This is a genomic window from Lebetimonas natsushimae (assembly GCF_002335445.1).
In the GTDB taxonomy this organism is placed as follows: domain Bacteria; phylum Campylobacterota; class Campylobacteria; order Campylobacterales; family Nautiliaceae; genus Lebetimonas; species Lebetimonas natsushimae.
In genome coordinates, this window is the sequence record NZ_BDME01000001.1 from 692,072 (window position 1) to 707,111 (window position 15,040).

The following is a 15,040-nucleotide window of genomic DNA, read 5'->3' on the forward strand; positions in this document are numbered from 1 at the left end:
AAAAAGGAAGTTAATGAGAGCATTACTCAGCGTATCTGATAAAACTGGAATTGTGGATTTTGCAAAAAACCTTGAAAATCTTGGATTTGAAATAATTTCAACCGGCGGGACAAGAAGAGTTTTGGAAGAAAATGGAATTAAAGTTATTGATATAAGTGAAATTACAAAATTTCCTGAATGTTTTGGTGGAAGGGTTAAAACTTTAAATCCTTATGTGCATGGAGGAATACTATATAGAAGCGGGATAGATGATGAAGAGGCTAAAAAACTTGGGATTGAAAGAATTGATTTAGTATGCGTTAATCTTTATCCATTTAAAGAGACAATTGAAAGAACTGACGATTTTGATGAGATAATTGAAAATATTGATATCGGCGGTCCTACAATGGTTAGAAGTGCGGCTAAAAACTTTAAAGATGTAATTATTGTAACCGACCCAAATGATTATGACAAAGTAATTGACGCACTTAAAAACAATAAAAACACTCTTGAATTCAGACGTGAACTTATGATTAAGGCTTTTGAACATACTGCAGCATATGACAGTATGATTGCAAATTATATGAATGAAAGATTTAACGGCGGATTTGGAGATAAAAGATTTATAGTAGGGAAAAAAGTATTTAATACCCGTTATGGGGAAAATCCTCATCAAAGAGGTGCGTTATATGAATTTGAAGATTTTTACAATAATTTAAATATTTTAAAGGGTGAGCCGAGTTTTAACAACTTAACTGATATAAACGGGGCTGTAAAAATCGCCGTTTCTCTTGGAGAAGGTGCAATAAGTATTATTAAACACGCAAATCCTTGCGGTGCTGCAAAAAAAGATGATTTAGTTACAACCTGGCAAAAAGCGCTTGAATGTGACCCGATTAGTGCATACGGGGGAGTGGTAGCAGTTAACGGAATTGTTGATAAAGAGTTGGCAGAGGAGATTAATAAAATTTTTGTTGAGGTTTTAATTGCTGGAAAAATTACTGATGAAGCGGTGAAAGTATTTGAGAAGAAAAAAAGAATTAAATTATTTGATTTAGGAAAACCTCATTTGGAAATTCCAGGTGATGTTTGGGATTTTAAACATATTGAGGGCGGATTTGTATTCCAAGATGCCGACAGGGTGGAAGATGATGAAGTTGCAAATGCTAAATGTGTAACTGAAAAATGTATTGATGATAAAAGAGATTTGGAAATGGCCTGGAAAATAGCGGCTTTAACTAAATCAAACTGTGTTGTATTTGTAAAAGATTCTCAAATGGTGGCAATCGGTATGGGAATGACAAGCAGGGTTGATGCAACCCGTTGTGCGGTTGAAAAAGCTAAATCATTGGGACTAAATATTGAAGGGGCATCACTTGCAAGCGAAGCATTTTTTCCGTTTAGAGACAGCGTGGATTATGCCGCAAGTGTCGGAGTTAAAGCAATAATTCAACCTGGCGGAAGTATCAGGGATGATGAAGTAATAGAAGCGGCAAATGAACACGGCATCGCAATGTATTTTACAGGAAAAAGACACTTTTTACATTAATAAATTAAAAGCAACTTTTTTGTTGCTTTTATAAGTTTATACTGATTTTTGTTATAAAATATCCGCCAATTAAAAGCCAGATAAATAAAATTCCCGCTAAATAGATTGGTTTTAATCCCACACCTTTAAATTTATTTATATTTGTCTCCATTCCCAAAGCCGTCATTGCCATAGTCAGGGCAAATGTATCAAGTGTATTTATTGTATTTACAATTTTTAATGGAAGTAAATTTAGTGAATTGAATCCGGCTACTACAATAAACCATATGGCAAACCAGGGAATTGCAATTTTTGTTTTTTTATTAGAAATTTTGTTTTTTGCTGTTTTTGCGAGAAAAATTCCTAAAATGATTAAAAAAGGCGAAATCAGCATAACCCTTATCATTTTAACAATAACAGCCTCTTTTGCAACTTCAGCTGAAATGGCACTTCCGGCACCTACCACATGGGCCACTTCGTGGATTGTTGAACCTATATATATTCCCATCTCTTTTGGAGTAAAATCTAAAATTCCGCTTTTGTAAAGAATCGGGTATAAAAACATAGCTGTTGTTCCAAAAATTACTACAGTAGCCACTGCTATTGCACTTTTATAAGCTTCCGCCTTTACAACCGGTTCAGTTGCCAAAACTGCTGCGGCACCGCATATTGAACTTCCGGCACTTGTTAAAATTGTTGTGTCCCTGTCAAGCTTTAATATTTTAGTACCTATAATATATCCTATAATAAATGTAAAAGTTACAATCATTGTTGAAGCAAAAATTCCGGGAATTCCTACTGCTGCTATATTTTGAAAAGTAATTCTGAATCCGTAAAATATGATAGCACCCCTAAGAAGGGTTTTAGTGGAAAATATAATTCCGGGGTTCCATTCTTCCGGCAGGTGACCTCTCAGGGTGTTTGCATAAAAAGCTCCTATTATAATACCGATAATCAGAGGAGATAACCCTAATTTTTTAAAAAAACTAAAACTTGCAATATACCAAGCTGCAGTTGCAAACAAAGCAACAAATAAAATCCCGTTTAATGTATGTGGAAGCTGTTCTTTTTTAAACATATTCTCTCCTTTTTTTGTGGCATTATATTTATAAATTTTTAATTTAAAAAATTAAAAAAATTTGTTAAAATAATTAAAAAAATTAATGGATTTAAATGACTCTTAAAGAACTTCAGATATTTTATAAATTAAGTAAATTAAATTCTCCAAGCATTGTGGCAAAAAAGTTGAATCTCTCTCAGGGAGCGGTTTCGCTTGCTCTTAAATCTTTGGAAAAGGATTTGGGGGTAAAACTGTTTGATAGGATAGGAAAAAAACTTGTTTTAAATGAATACGGAAGAATTTTTAAAGCAAAAACATATAACAATTATTTAGAACTGATGGATGCCAGGAATTTGTTTAAAGAAAACAGATTAATGGGGGAGCTGCAAATATTAGCGAGTAAAACGATAGGAAGTTTTATATTGCCGAATATAATTTTTGAATTTAAACAAAAATATCCTGATATAAAAGTAGTTAAACAGAATGAAAATTCAGAATATATTGTAAATTCAATAATGAATGGGAAAATTGATTTTGGTTTCATTGAAAGTGAGATTGAGAAAAATGAAATTGTCAAAGAAAAAATAGGGGAAGATAAATTAATTATTGTAAGCAGTGATAATAATTTGAAGAAAAAGTATTTTATAGATGAACTTTTTAATAAAAAATGGATTTTAAGAGAAACTGGTTCCGGGACGAGAGAGATGTTTTTAAATGCAATAAAAGGGATAGATTTGCCTATTTCTTATGAGACAAATTCTATAAGTGAAATAAAGATTCTTTTGAAAAATCCTGACACTATTACATGTATTTCCGAATATGCTGTAAAAGATGAGCTTAAAAAAAAGGAATTATTTGAAATTGAAGTTAAAAATTTATATTTAAAAAGGAATCTTTATCTTGTTTATCACAAAAATAAAATAAAAACTAAAATTTTTGAAAAATTCACTGAATTTGTAAAAAAGAAATTAGATAATTAAATTTTTATTATCAAAATATTTGTGAAGCTCTAAAAAGTAAATATAAAAATTTTCTGCTTTTATTAAATTTTTTTTATTAAAATCTAATATGTTTACAGGCTTAGGAGAGATATTTGCAAATGAGAGTATACATAAATTATTTTGAATGAACATTTTAAACGGACCTATATCATTATAAATTTTTATTAAATTATCCATAAAATTATGATTAAAAATCATCCTGCCTTCAATCTGATCTGGTCCGTAAACATCAAAAATCTGTTCAAATTCGGGATAGTCCAGTTTAATTCTTTCATCATCATAAAAAATAGGCAAAATATCGCTTAAATGAAAAGTATTTGGAGTTAATAAATAGCGGTTTTTTGCATTGTAAAAAAATTTACATACATAAATTGTTCCTGAAAATACTGTTTTTTCTGTTTTTTTAATATTTCCGTCATCATCTTTTTCTTCTATTTCTTTCGTAGTCTCAACATAAGAAAATTCGTAATTTTCTCCTTTTGTATAATCCCATCCGTCATATTTATCATAATCCGTATTTTCAATTAATGAATAATAGGCTTTGTCAATAACTTTTTTTGGAAAATAAACTGCCTTATGTTTTTTTGCAATATTTTTAAAAATGTAATCTAAAAATTCATCAAAATTTTTTCTGATTATTATTATATTTATTATTAAAAATAAATCTATAATACCTATAACCATAAAGAAAAATATATTATTTAAGTTGTATTTTTCAAATATCAAAAACATAGCAAAATTAAAAATTATAAAAAAAGAAAAAAATAAAAAAAATCTGAATTTTAAAAGTTTTAATTCTTCTATCAAAATTCAACTTTTATATTTTCTTTTTGATTTTCAGGAATTTCAAATACCTCTTTTTTTGTTAAATGCATTATTGATGCAATTATATTTGTCGGAAACATTTCTATTGCATTATTATAATCGGTTACAGCCTGGTTATATGCCCTTCTTGCAGCTGCAATTTCACTTTCAATCATTGTTAATGTGTCCTGAAGCTGTAAAAAATTTTGATTTGCTTTAAGTTCCGGATAATTTTCCACATTTACTAAAATCTTATCAAGAAGTGAGCTTATTTTATTTTCCATTTCAGCTTTTTGCTCTAAATTTTGAGTTTTCATTGCTTCGCTTCTAAGACGCGTAATTTCTTCTAAAACCTCTTTTTCGTGTTTCATGTAACCTTTTACACTCTCAACTAAATTTGGAATTAGGTTATATCTTTTTTTAAGAAGTGCGTTTATACTTCCTTCAACGTTCTCTATTTGATTTTTTCTTGCAATTAGTGAATTATACATCAGAATTATTAGTATAATTACAAAAACTACAATTCCAATTATCATATAAGCTTGATTCATCTTTTCCCTTTTTTTAAAAATTATAGCAAATTTAACAATATTGTTTTTTTTAGAAAATTATTTTGGAATTTTTGAATTTTAACGATACAGAAATAAAATTTTCAAGAATTAGATTTTTTTAAAATTCTTGAAAAATAGTAATGCTTATTATAAAAAGTTTTTTTTATTAGTTGTTTTTTTATAAGGTTTTCAACATCTTTCCATGAAGCATTGGATTTTTGTAAAAATTTTTCAAGAGCGTCTTCTCTTATAGGATGGACTGAAGTAATAGCAAGCAAATCTTTTTCAAAATCATTTGTATAAGTAAAATTATTGCCTTCGTATTGAACCAAAAGTTCGGTATTTAACCCGTAACTATTAAAAATCAAGTAAGCTCTGTTTATATCTTCATCATCTGGAATTTGGATATTATTCTCAGCAGGCGGTCGGATGGGAATTGAAATATAAGCTTTATTAGGATTTAGAGTTTTTATAAATTCGGCTGTTTTTTTAAGTGATTCTTCATCGTCATTTATGTTTTTTACAAGCATTGTTTCGGTATTTAATAACCCTTTGTATTTTTTTGAAAAATCAATGTATCCTTTTTTAATATCTTCAAAATTTAGTTTTCCATGAGGTCTATCTATCTTTTTCCAGACAGATTTAACAGCTGAGTCTACTTTTAAACTGATCCACTCAAATTGCATTAAATCGTTTTGCACATCTTCCCTGTACATTAAAGAGCCGTTGGTTATTATTGCAAGTTTAATGTTAAATTCTTTTAAAAGATTTGCTTCTTTTGCCAAATTTATATCCAAAGTTGATTCTCCATCCGGAACAAACGCAACATAATCGATTTTTTCGTTTTTTTCTTTTAAAGAAGAAATTCTTTTTTTTGCGCTTAAATAAATATCTTCCGGATTATAAAAAGATTTTCTTTCAATACTCATTTTTAAAGTGTTTCCGAGTTGGCAGTAAATACAGGCGTATGAACATACTTTTGCCGGAATATTGTTTATTCCGAGGCTTCTTCCGAGTCTTCTTGAAGGAACTGGTCCGTAAGTTAGTTTATCTATATCCATTTTTTTGCCTTATAATTTTTGATGGTTAATTATATCACACAGTAATTAACATAGTATAATTCTGAAACTCAAATTTAAAGGGAATTTATGTTACAGCCGATAATAGACCATCAAAAAGAGGTTAAAGAAATTTATAAAAAAATGAAATTTTTAAGGGATAATTTTAATATGCAAAACCCGGATGCTTTTTATGAAGAACTTTTGGATCTCATTAAAGAAATAAGAAAAGAATTGGATTATCATTTTAATCTGCAGTTTTATTCAGTAACAAATGAAAAAGCTAAAAAATTTGTTATGGAAAATAAACTGGTCAGGGATATGCTTTTTAGAATGCTTGATTTCATTAAAGCAAAATGCGTTGAAAAATCTATGGATGCATTTTTGAAATTTGATGATTTTGAAGAGATTTTAAGGGCTTATTTTAAAAAAGAAAAAGGGCTTTTTATTCAGGAATTGAAATCTGTTTTGAATGAAGAGGAATTAAAAGAGATTGAAGAAAATTTGCAAAAATTGATTTAATATGATAAATTAAGCCAAAAAGGAGTTAGAATGGATTTTTTTGATGAGAATAAATCACCAAAAGACAAATTTTTTGAAATTGTTTTTAATGCAAACAGAAATTTGGTAATAGAAGAACTTGAAGAATTAATTAAAAGAATGGCGGCACTTGAAATACTGGCTGAAGAGTGTTTTGGTGATGAGGTAGATCAAAAAATAAATGAAATTATTTTTAATAAATTAGACGAACTTGAAGAAACGGAAACTGATTTATATATAGATACAATGGCTAAAATTCTTACAAAAAATGAATAAATTTTTTTTGTTTTTCCTGCCTTTTTTGCTTCTTGCAGTACCGATTAGATTTCCTTATACCGTTAAACTAAAAAAAGATGAGCTTTTTAAAATGGATGTTTATTATTTAAACAGGGTTTATCCGTTTGAAATGAGAAGGACTCTTTTTATTAATGATGTAATTACCGTGCTTTATAAGTATGATAATTTTCCAAGGCAGGTGGAACTTCAAAAAAAGTTTTCACAGGACGCATTTAAAGTGCCTGTTGCTTTAATTCCTGAAAATTATCCTTATTTTTATATTAAATTTGATGATTTTAATGGTAAAATTGCAACATTCACAATATATTTGTTTAACGGTAAAAAAGTAAGAGCCAATTTAAAGGAATAAAATGTATTTTGATATTTTAGATGATATGTTTAAAGATTTTGAGGAATACAAAGATATTCAAAAAGGAAAAGGTGTTAGGGGAAAATTAATAACTATTATAAATCCTGATGCCCAGAAACTTGCAGCTGTAGTTGAGGCTATACATTTAGCAAGCCTTTTGCATGATGATGTAATTGACGAAGCAGATATGAGACGCGGGGTAAAATCCATAAATGCAAAATACGGGGAATTTACCGCTGTTATGCTAGGTGATATTATTTATTCAAGAGCTTTTTATGAACTGACGGATTTTGGGGAGAAGATAGCAAAAACTGTTTCAAATGCCGTTTATCTTCTCTCTCAGGGAGAGCTTGAAGATGTAAAACTATCAAGTAATATAAATCTTGATAAAAACAAATATATGCAGATGATTTATAAAAAAACCGCTTCTTTAATAGAAGCGGCGTGCAGAGCAGCCGCACTCTCAAAAGGATATGATGAAAATGATTTTGGACTTTATGGCAAAAATATAGGCTTGGCTTTTCAGATAGTTGATGATGTTTTGGATATTACCCAGGATGAAAAAACACTCGGTAAACCCAATATGCATGATTTTAAAGAAGGCAAAACAACCCTTCCTTATATTTATCTGTTTGAAAAACTGGATAATAAAGACAGAGAAAAATTAAAATCACTTTTTAAAAAAGATTTGAGTGTAGATGAAAAAAACTGGATAAAAGAAAAAATGCAAGAAGAGATGGTTATAGAAAAATGTTTATTGGAAGCTAAAAATTTGGTTGACGGGGCTAAAAAAGCCATCGAAAAATATAATATAAAAGATTTGGAATTAATAGCGGATAAAATTGTAAACAGGTCTAAATAATTTCTTTTAGTAATTTTTCATAAGCCCTGCTTACAGGACTTTTGGGATATTTTTCCACTACACTCATTCTCTCAAACGGCATTGCTTCTATTTTTTCATCTTTTGGAATGTAAGTTTTTAGGTATTGTGATTTTGGTAGTTTTAAAACGCATTTGATTATTTCTTTATGTGTAGGTTTATTTTCATATCCGTTTACAAATAATTTTATATTTTTATTTAAATTTTCTTTTAAAAGTTGATTATAAGTTCTAAGCGATAATATATTTGGTAACACTGGTACTATTACAATATCGGAATATTTTACAATATCTTTTGTAAGGGGGCTTAATACCGCCGGTGCGTCAATTATTATTATGTCATATAAACTTTTTAAATCCTGTAAAATTGTTTTAATTGAATTTTTATATCTCTCAAGTGAAGTATCAGCCGGAATTATGTCAATATTTGGATATTTTGTATTTTTGATTATTTTTTCAATAGATTTTTTAAAAATTTTTCTTTTTTTAGGATTCTTATTGAAAAAATAACTGCTAGCACCCTGAATATCCAAATCCCAAAGTAAGACTTTATTATTCTTTGCGGCAGTAAATGTGAGATTGATAGATGTGGTTGTTTTTCCTACGCCCCCTTTTATATTGTAAATGGCAATTATCAAAAAATCTCCTTTTTAACTTCAGCTTTACTTGGTATAATATCAAAAATTGCTGGGGGTTGTAAATGCAAGAAATCAATATAAATGAAATAAGAAATCCTGAGTATGTGTTAGTTGGTAATAAAAAGATGAGATTGGATGATCTTATTAATGATTATGTTGAATTAAAAAGATCTAATAAAAAGGCGTTAAAAAAATATCTTCAAGAACAGGAACTTAAACCTTATCAGGCTGAACTCATTAAACTGCAGACATATTTAGAGAAAAAAAATTTAAGAATGATAGTTTTATTTGAAGGCCGTGATGCTGCGGGAAAAGGCGGGACAATCAGAAGAATTGTCAGATATATGAATGAAAAGCATTACAGGGTTGTGGCACTCGGGAAACCCAGTGATGTGCAAAAGACACAGTGGTATTTTCAAAGATATGTAGAACAGTTTCCAAGAGGTGGGGAAATGGTTTTGTTTGATAGGAGCTGGTATAACAGGGCTATGGTAGAGCCTGTTTTTGGATTTTGTACAAAAGAGGAGTATGAAATTTTTATGCAGGAATGTCCTATGTTTGAAAAATCTCTTGTAATGGAGGGGACTATTTTAGTAAAAATATATCTTTCAATCTCAAAAGAAGAGCAGGCCAAAAGGTTCGAAAAAAGAAGAAGAGACCCTCTTAGACAATGGAAACTTAGCGAAATTGATTTGCAGGCTCAGGATAAATGGGATGAATTTACTGAAATGAAATATAAAATGTTAAAAGCTACCCATACCCATTATGCACCGTGGACTGTTATCAGAAGTGATAATAAACATCTTGCAAGACTTAACGCTATGAAAGTGATTTTAAATGCTGTTGATTATGATGATAGAAATAAAGAACTTAATTATGTTCCTGATGAAGGAATAGTGGTAAGCGGGGCTAGGGAAATTGAAATAATGGAAGCGGACAGAATTAGAAGTGGAAAATTCGTTAGTTAATGGATAATTGATAATGGAAAATGGATAATGAAGGAGTGAAAATGGATTATAACGTGGCAAAAGAGAAATTTGAGAGACTTTTTAAAAATGAAATGAGCGAGGATGAGGCTAAAAATTTCTTGGTTGAACTGTACAAAAAAGGTGAAGAAGCCAGTGAAATAGCAGCTGCAGCCGATGTGATGCGGGCTCATTCCATTAAACTTCCTGTAAGTGAAGATTTGAGGGAAAAATTAATTGACATAGTAGGAACCGGAGGGGATAAATCAAACAGTTTCAATATCTCTTCAACCACAGCTCTTTTAATATCATCTATTGGCAGTTTCGTGGCGAAACACGGAAACAGAAGCATTACAAGTAAATCCGGAAGTGCGGATATGTTGGAAGCGCTTGGTATAAATCTTAATTTAAGCCCCCAAAATCAGGTAAAAATGTTAGAAGAGGTTGGTTTTACCTTTATTTTTGCAATCAATCACCACCCTGCAATGAAACATATCATGCCTATCAGAAAAAGTCTGCCTCACAGGACAATTTTTAATATTTTGGGTCCTCTTACAAATCCTGCCGGGGCAAAAAAATATCTTTTGGGGGTGTTTTCTCCCGATTTTGTAGAAAAAATAGCTGCGGCTCTTACTTTAATGGATATAAATTCAGCAATGGTGGTAAGTTCTCTTGACGGGATGGATGAAATATCAATTGCTGCACCGACTAAAGCCGTTTATTATAACGGGGTAAGGCTTGAAGATTTAACTATCAGGCCTGAGAGCTTTGGGATTAGGGGAAATAAAGAGGATTTAATCGGGGGAGATGCAAAGCAAAACGCTAAAATCACAAGAGGAATTTTAGAGGGAGTTATTAAAGGGCCTAAAAGAGATGCGGTTTTATTAAATGCAGCTGCTGCACTTTTTGTTGATGGAAAAGTTAATTCAGTTGAAGAAGGTATAAAAGTTGCCGCTGAAGCGATAGACAGTGGCAAAGCTATAAAACATCTTGAAAAAATTATAAAGCTCAGTAATAAACTTAGTGAAAAGTGAAAAATGAAAAGTGAAAAATTTGAGGTAAAAAGTATTGAAGATTTAAAAAAAATTATAGATTGTATAAAAAATTCCGGCAAAAATATTATTATTTTAAGCGGGACACTTGGAAGTGGTAAAACAACGCTGGTTAAGGAATTTGTAAAAAGTTTGGGAATTAAACAAGATGCTACATCCCCAACCTTTGCCATTCAAAATATTTATGATAATAAAGTATTTCACTATGATTTGTATAATAAGGGAATTAGTGAATTTTTGGCTTTGGGACTTTTGGAAGAGTTTGAAAAAGAAGGATATCATTTTATAGAATGGGGAGAAGATTTAATTCCCGTTTTGGAAAATTACGGATTTGATTATCTTATAATAAAAATAAAAATAGACGGAAATAAAAGGTTTTATGAATGTCAAAACTTATAGCAAAGGATTTAAAAAAATCATTTAAAAAAACTTTGATAATAAAAGGTGTAAGTCTTGAAGCAAAAAGAGGGGAAATTGTAGGACTGCTCGGTCCAAACGGGGCTGGGAAAACTACTACTTTTTATTTAATTTGCGGACTTTTAAAGCCTGATAGTGGTAAAGTTATTTTTGAAAATAATGATATTACAAAACTCCCGCTTTACAAAAAAGCAAGACTGGGAATTGGTTATCTGCCGCAGGAAAGTTCTATTTTTAGGGATTTAAGTGTAGAGGATAATTTATATATTGTTGCAGAAGAATATTATAAAAACGATAAAAAAAATAAAATTGTAGAAGATTTGCTTGAAAAATTTAATATAGAACCAATTAGGAAAAGAAAAGGTATTAATCTAAGCGGGGGAGAAAGACGTAGGGTTGAAATAGCCAGGGCGCTTGTTGTAAAACCCAAATTTTTGTTTTTAGATGAGCCTTTTGCTGGGGTTGATCCTGTAAATGTAAACGATATTAAGCATTTAATTTCTTTTTTGGCAAAAGAAAATATAGGTATAATTATTACAGACCATAATGTAAGGGAAACATTATCTATATGTAACAGGGCTTATGTATTAAAAGACGGGGAAATTTTAACAGAGGGAAGGCCTGAAGATATTATTTCCCATAAAGAAGTTAGAAAAAGTTATTTGGGAGAGGATTTTAGTCTATGAAACTAAAAACAAAAGTTTCAAACAAACTTTCAACCAAACTTATTAATTTTTTACCTTTTTTAAAAGCAAGTGTTGATGATTTATTTGAAGAAATATATGAAATATCAAAAACCAATCCTTTTTTGGAAGTTAAAAATAAAAGATTTGTGACAGTCAGTAATCTAAAAAATGCAAATACAAATGAAATAGAAGCCCTTACTATGTCCAGGGAGACGCTTTATGAATCTCTTACAAAACAGATAGAAAACTCTCATTTTTTTCCGACTCAAAAATCAAAGGCAATAGCTTATGAAATAATTCAGGATTTAAATAATGAAGGTTATTTTGAAGGGGATATAAAAAAAATTGCTGAGAAACTTGGGGTAAGTAAAGAGAAAGTAGAAAGTGTAAGACAAAGATTTGTTTATTTGCAGCCTTCTGGAGTTGGGGCAAAAGATATGAAAGAAGCTATGCTTTTTCAGCTTGAAACCATTGAAATGGATGAAAAAATATATAAATTATCAAAAGCTATTGTTAAAGATTTAGAACATATTGACAGATATGTAAGTGAAGATGGATATGAAAAGGCTTTAAAAATTATAAAACAACTTAATATTATCCCTGCAGGAGAATTTTTTAAAGACGAGGAGATAATTCCTGAAATAATTGTTTTAAATAATGACGGAAATTTGGAAATCAGACTTAATGATGAACATTATCCGGAAGTTAATATAAACAAAGAAAATTTAAATGACGAATATGTAAAAGATAAATTTAAAGAGGCCAGGAGTATAGTGGAAGCTCTTGAAATGAGAAAAGAGACTCTTAAAAAAATTGCTTTGATGATTGTTGAATTGCAATATGATTTTTTTACCGGAGGGATTATTAAACCTATGAAGATAAAAGATTTGGCAGACGAATTGGGGTATGCTCCTTCAACCATAAGCAGGGCAATCGCTAATAAATATCTTTTGTGTGACAAAGGAATTATACCTCTTAAAAATTTCTTTTCTTTTGGTTTGGACGAAGAAATATCTGCAAGACAGATAAAAGAAGAGATAAAACAACTGATTAAAAATGAAGATAAAAACAAACCGCTCAGTGATGATAAAATTACTGAAATTATAAATAATAAATATAATTTACATCTTGTAAGGCGTACAATTTCAAAATACAGGGACCAGCTTGAAATTCCAAGCAGCCGTGAGAGGAAAAAACTTTATAAAATTTCTCTAGCTTCTAATAATTAGACTTTCTGGCAGATTAAATTTTTTAATAATTTCTGCTTCTTTCTCCCTCATTTCTCCATTGTCGATTTCATGGTCGTATCCGAGGAGATGCAATAAACCGTGTATAAATAAAAGTATTATTTCCTCATCAATTGAATGTCCGAAATTCTCAGCTCCCTCTTTTGCCCTGTCTATTGAAATTACAATACTTCCAAGCGGCATTCCCGGAATATCTTCAAGTGGGAAACTTAAAACATCAGTAGGTCTATCTATTTGTCTGTATTCTTTGTTTAGAATTTGAATTTCGTTATTATCTGTTAGGATAAGTTCTATATCTTTATCTGTAAGAGATTTATAAATTGGAATCAGTTTATTTAAATCAAAGTTGTAATCGGTTCTATTGTCAAAATCTATCATTAAAGCCCTTTTTTTAGTAAAATTATACAAAAAGGTTAGGTGTGAAAGCTATAGTTATTTTAAGCGGCGGAATGGATTCTACTACAACTCTTTTTATTGCTTTGCATCAGGGTTATGAAGTAATACCTGTTCATTTCAATTATGGACAAAGAACTGAAAAAAGAGAATTAAAATCGTTCAATGATATCTGCGAGTATGCCGGAATTAAAAACAGATATATAATTGATATACCGTTTTTTAAACAAATCGGTGCAAGCGCTCTGGTTGATGAAAATTTAGAAGTTCCAACTGGTGGGCTAAAGCCCGGAATTCCAATTACATATGTGCCTTTTAGAAACGGGATTTTTCTATCAATTGCAGCTGCAATTGCTGAAAAAGAGGGGGCAAATGCTATTTTTATAGGGGTCGTTGAAGAAGACAGCAGCGGATATCCGGACTGCAGGGAAGATTTTATTAAAAAAATGCAAGATGCAATAAATGAAGGTACAAAGCCTGAAACACAAATTGAAATAAAAACGCCTTTGATTCATTTAAAAAAAGAGGATATTGTAAAAGAAGCAATAAAATACAACGTGCCGCTTGAACTTACCTGGAGCTGTTATCAAAATGAAGATGAGGCTTGCGGGGTATGTGACAGCTGCAGACTGAGACTCAAGGGATTTGAAAAAGCGGGGGTTAAAGACAAAATACCTTATAAGAAAATGAAGGAGAAATAATGCAAAAAAAAATAAAAATAGTTGAAACACTTTTAGATGCACTGCCTTTTATAAGAGAATTTTACGGTAAAACAATTGTAATTAAATACGGTGGGGCGGCTCAGATTGATGAAAGATTGAAAGAAAGTTTTGCAATTGACATTACAATGCTTTATATGGTGGGAATTAAACCTGTTATAGTTCATGGAGGAGGAAAAAGAATTACTGAAATTTTAAATGCTCTTAATGTAAAAACAGAATTTAGAGACGGAGTAAGGGTAACTACTAAAGAATCTATCAAAATTGCAGAAATGGTTCTAAGTGGGGAGATTAATAAAGAAATTGTAAATATGCTAAATCAGCATGGGGCAAAAGCTATTGGGATAAACGGGAAAGATATGTCTTTTATGAAAGCCAAATCTTTAATAGGATATACCGGGGAAATTACTTCGGTAAACGGAGTGTTTTTAAATAAACTGCTTTTGGAAAATTTAATCCCTGTAATTGCACCGATTGCAGCAGGTGAATCTCCAACTCATCCGGGATATAATATAAACGCAGACACAGCGGCCAGTGAAATAGCCAGTAGCATAGGGGCTAAAAGGGTTATATTTTTAACAGATACCCCGGGAGTTTTGGATAAAAATAAAAAATTATTGTCATCCCTTACAAAAAAAGAGATTGACAATTTAAAAGCTGATGGTACAATTGCCGGCGGTATGATTCCAAAAGTTGATGCAGCGCTTAGAGCAGTTGAAAAAGGTGTGGAAAAAGCACATATTATTGACGGACGAGTGGAGCATTCAATTTTGCTGGAACTCCTTACAAGTGAGGGGATTGGAACTGAAATTAAAAATTAAAAATGTAAAGTGAAAATGAAAAATGGATAATGGAGAATTGAAAATTGGTAAAGAAT

The 15,040-nt window shown here is 30.5% G+C and carries 19 protein-coding genes; 13 read left to right on the plus strand and 6 right to left on the minus strand.

Translation table 11 applies throughout. The features are described from left to right. Nucleotides 1-13 precede the first annotated feature (13 nt). A complete protein-coding gene (gene purH, locus LNAT_RS03860; protein ID WP_096258596.1) occupies nucleotides 14-1,528 on the plus strand; it encodes a bifunctional phosphoribosylaminoimidazolecarboxamide formyltransferase/IMP cyclohydrolase in 1,515 nt (504 codons plus the stop codon). A 28-nt stretch (nucleotides 1,529-1,556) separates the two neighbouring features. Here purH and LNAT_RS03865 read toward each other — a convergent pair whose 3' ends face one another. Then, nucleotides 1,557-2,585, minus strand: coding sequence for a YeiH family protein (locus tag LNAT_RS03865; RefSeq protein ID WP_096258597.1), 1,029 nt, complete (start codon nucleotides 2,583-2,585; stop codon nucleotides 1,557-1,559). A 95-nt stretch (nucleotides 2,586-2,680) separates the two neighbouring features. On the opposite strand from LNAT_RS03865, the gene LNAT_RS03870 reads away from it, so the two are divergent. Beyond that, a complete protein-coding gene (locus LNAT_RS03870; protein WP_096258598.1) occupies nucleotides 2,681-3,547 on the plus strand; it encodes a LysR substrate-binding domain-containing protein in 867 nt (288 codons plus the stop codon). Here the strand turns inward: LNAT_RS03870 and LNAT_RS03875 are convergent. The 3 genes from LNAT_RS03875 to LNAT_RS03885 form a co-directional block, all read right to left on the minus strand. Further along, nucleotides 3,536-4,375: a DUF3137 domain-containing protein gene (locus LNAT_RS03875; protein WP_096258599.1), complete on the minus strand. Its 840-nt coding sequence runs from the start codon at nucleotides 4,373-4,375 to the stop codon at nucleotides 3,536-3,538. The two genes, LNAT_RS03870 and LNAT_RS03875, sit on opposite strands and share 12 nt — an antisense overlap. Next, entirely contained in the window at nucleotides 4,372-4,923 is a 552-nt protein-coding gene (locus LNAT_RS03880) for a LemA family protein (RefSeq protein WP_096258600.1), read from the minus strand. The genes LNAT_RS03875 and LNAT_RS03880 overlap by 4 nt, the downstream gene beginning before the upstream one ends. Before the next feature lie 101 nt (nucleotides 4,924-5,024). After that, nucleotides 5,025-5,984 (minus strand): radical SAM protein, encoded by a 960-nt coding sequence (locus tag LNAT_RS03885; protein ID WP_096258601.1) that lies wholly within the window; start codon nucleotides 5,982-5,984, stop codon nucleotides 5,025-5,027. Between the two features lie 87 nt (nucleotides 5,985-6,071). Between LNAT_RS03885 and LNAT_RS03890 the strand changes: the two genes are divergently transcribed. The 4 genes from LNAT_RS03890 to LNAT_RS03905 are packed head-to-tail and all read left to right on the plus strand — an operon-like array spanning nucleotide 6,072 to nucleotide 8,029. Continuing rightward, a complete protein-coding gene (locus LNAT_RS03890) occupies nucleotides 6,072-6,503 on the plus strand; it encodes a phosphoribosylaminoimidazolecarboxamide formyltransferase (protein WP_096258602.1) in 432 nt (143 codons plus the stop codon). A 30-nt stretch (nucleotides 6,504-6,533) separates the two neighbouring features. Beyond that, nucleotides 6,534-6,797: a DUF2018 family protein gene (locus tag LNAT_RS03895; protein WP_096258603.1), complete on the plus strand. Its 264-nt coding sequence runs from the start codon at nucleotides 6,534-6,536 to the stop codon at nucleotides 6,795-6,797. Continuing rightward, complete coding sequence (locus tag LNAT_RS03900; protein ID WP_096258604.1) at nucleotides 6,790-7,167, plus strand: hypothetical protein; 378 nt, start codon at nucleotides 6,790-6,792, stop codon at nucleotides 7,165-7,167. The genes LNAT_RS03895 and LNAT_RS03900 overlap by 8 nt, the downstream gene beginning before the upstream one ends. 1 nt (nucleotide 7,168) lies before the next feature. Continuing rightward, on the plus strand, nucleotides 7,169-8,029 hold the full coding sequence (locus tag LNAT_RS03905; RefSeq protein ID WP_096258605.1) for a polyprenyl synthetase family protein: 861 nt from the start codon (nucleotides 7,169-7,171) through the stop codon (nucleotides 8,027-8,029). Here the strand turns inward: LNAT_RS03905 and LNAT_RS03910 are convergent. Then, the gene (locus LNAT_RS03910) at nucleotides 8,022-8,684 is read right to left on the minus strand and encodes a ParA family protein (protein ID WP_096258606.1); all 663 of its coding nucleotides are present in this window, start codon (nucleotides 8,682-8,684) and stop codon (nucleotides 8,022-8,024) included. The two genes, LNAT_RS03905 and LNAT_RS03910, sit on opposite strands and share 8 nt — an antisense overlap. A 62-nt stretch (nucleotides 8,685-8,746) precedes the next feature. On the opposite strand from LNAT_RS03910, the gene ppk2 reads away from it, so the two are divergent. The 5 genes from ppk2 to LNAT_RS03935 are packed head-to-tail and all read left to right on the plus strand — an operon-like array spanning nucleotide 8,747 to nucleotide 13,033. Continuing rightward, complete coding sequence (gene ppk2 / locus LNAT_RS03915; RefSeq protein ID WP_096258607.1) at nucleotides 8,747-9,652, plus strand: polyphosphate kinase 2; 906 nt, start codon at nucleotides 8,747-8,749, stop codon at nucleotides 9,650-9,652. 41 nt (nucleotides 9,653-9,693) lie between these two features. Next, nucleotides 9,694-10,683 carry an anthranilate phosphoribosyltransferase gene (trpD, locus tag LNAT_RS03920; RefSeq protein ID WP_096258608.1) on the plus strand — a complete coding sequence of 330 codons (990 nt, stop codon included), beginning with the start codon at nucleotides 9,694-9,696 and terminating at the stop codon, nucleotides 10,681-10,683. Nucleotides 10,684-10,686: 3 nt separating this feature from the next. Then, a complete protein-coding gene (gene tsaE / locus LNAT_RS03925; RefSeq protein WP_096258609.1) occupies nucleotides 10,687-11,100 on the plus strand; it encodes a tRNA (adenosine(37)-N6)-threonylcarbamoyltransferase complex ATPase subunit type 1 TsaE in 414 nt (137 codons plus the stop codon). Beyond that, the gene (lptB, locus tag LNAT_RS03930) at nucleotides 11,085-11,804 is read left to right on the plus strand and encodes an LPS export ABC transporter ATP-binding protein (protein WP_096258610.1); all 720 of its coding nucleotides are present in this window, start codon (nucleotides 11,085-11,087) and stop codon (nucleotides 11,802-11,804) included. Before tsaE ends, lptB begins: the two co-directional genes overlap by 16 nt. After that, nucleotides 11,801-13,033 carry an RNA polymerase factor sigma-54 gene (locus tag LNAT_RS03935; protein ID WP_096258611.1) on the plus strand — a complete coding sequence of 411 codons (1,233 nt, stop codon included), beginning with the start codon at nucleotides 11,801-11,803 and terminating at the stop codon, nucleotides 13,031-13,033. The genes lptB and LNAT_RS03935 overlap by 4 nt, the downstream gene beginning before the upstream one ends. Here LNAT_RS03935 and ybeY read toward each other — a convergent pair. Next, nucleotides 13,016-13,429, minus strand: a complete 414-nt coding sequence (gene ybeY, locus LNAT_RS03940; RefSeq protein WP_096258612.1) for an rRNA maturation RNase YbeY — start codon at nucleotides 13,427-13,429, stop codon at nucleotides 13,016-13,018. The two genes, LNAT_RS03935 and ybeY, sit on opposite strands and share 18 nt — an antisense overlap. Before the next feature lie 41 nt (nucleotides 13,430-13,470). On the opposite strand from ybeY, the gene queC reads away from it, so the two are divergent. Both queC and argB read left to right on the plus strand, forming a co-directional pair. Continuing rightward, on the plus strand, nucleotides 13,471-14,145 hold the full coding sequence (queC, locus tag LNAT_RS03945) for a 7-cyano-7-deazaguanine synthase QueC (protein ID WP_096258613.1): 675 nt from the start codon (nucleotides 13,471-13,473) through the stop codon (nucleotides 14,143-14,145). Further along, entirely contained in the window at nucleotides 14,145-14,984 is an 840-nt protein-coding gene (gene argB, locus LNAT_RS03950; protein WP_096258614.1) for an acetylglutamate kinase, read from the plus strand. The genes queC and argB overlap by 1 nt, the downstream gene beginning before the upstream one ends. Nucleotides 14,985-15,040: the final 56 nt, after the last annotated feature.

Bases quoted from the DNA above. Each gene is read 5' to 3' on its own strand.
- purH (WP_096258596.1), top strand. From the start codon at position 14: ATGAGAGCATTACTCAGCGTATCTGATAAAACTGGAATTGTGGATTTT.
- LNAT_RS03865 (WP_096258597.1), bottom strand. From the start codon at position 2,585: ATGTTTAAAAAAGAACAGCTTCCACATACATTAAACGGGATTTTATTT.
- LNAT_RS03870 (WP_096258598.1), top strand. From the start codon at position 2,681: ATGACTCTTAAAGAACTTCAGATATTTTATAAATTAAGTAAATTAAAT.
- LNAT_RS03880 (WP_096258600.1), bottom strand. From the start codon at position 4,923: ATGAATCAAGCTTATATGATAATTGGAATTGTAGTTTTTGTAATTATA.
- LNAT_RS03885 (WP_096258601.1), bottom strand. From the start codon at position 5,984: ATGGATATAGATAAACTAACTTACGGACCAGTTCCTTCAAGAAGACTC.
- LNAT_RS03890 (WP_096258602.1), top strand. From the start codon at position 6,072: ATGTTACAGCCGATAATAGACCATCAAAAAGAGGTTAAAGAAATTTAT.
- LNAT_RS03895 (WP_096258603.1), top strand. From the start codon at position 6,534: ATGGATTTTTTTGATGAGAATAAATCACCAAAAGACAAATTTTTTGAA.
- LNAT_RS03900 (WP_096258604.1), top strand. From the start codon at position 6,790: ATGAATAAATTTTTTTTGTTTTTCCTGCCTTTTTTGCTTCTTGCAGTA.
- LNAT_RS03905 (WP_096258605.1), top strand. From the start codon at position 7,169: ATGTATTTTGATATTTTAGATGATATGTTTAAAGATTTTGAGGAATAC.
- ppk2 (WP_096258607.1), top strand. From the start codon at position 8,747: ATGCAAGAAATCAATATAAATGAAATAAGAAATCCTGAGTATGTGTTA.
- trpD (WP_096258608.1), top strand. From the start codon at position 9,694: ATGGATTATAACGTGGCAAAAGAGAAATTTGAGAGACTTTTTAAAAAT.
- tsaE (WP_096258609.1), top strand. From the start codon at position 10,687: ATGAAAAGTGAAAAATTTGAGGTAAAAAGTATTGAAGATTTAAAAAAA.
- lptB (WP_096258610.1), top strand. From the start codon at position 11,085: ATGTCAAAACTTATAGCAAAGGATTTAAAAAAATCATTTAAAAAAACT.
- LNAT_RS03935 (WP_096258611.1), top strand. From the start codon at position 11,801: ATGAAACTAAAAACAAAAGTTTCAAACAAACTTTCAACCAAACTTATT.
- ybeY (WP_096258612.1), bottom strand. From the start codon at position 13,429: ATGATAGATTTTGACAATAGAACCGATTACAACTTTGATTTAAATAAA.
- argB (WP_096258614.1), top strand. From the start codon at position 14,145: ATGCAAAAAAAAATAAAAATAGTTGAAACACTTTTAGATGCACTGCCT.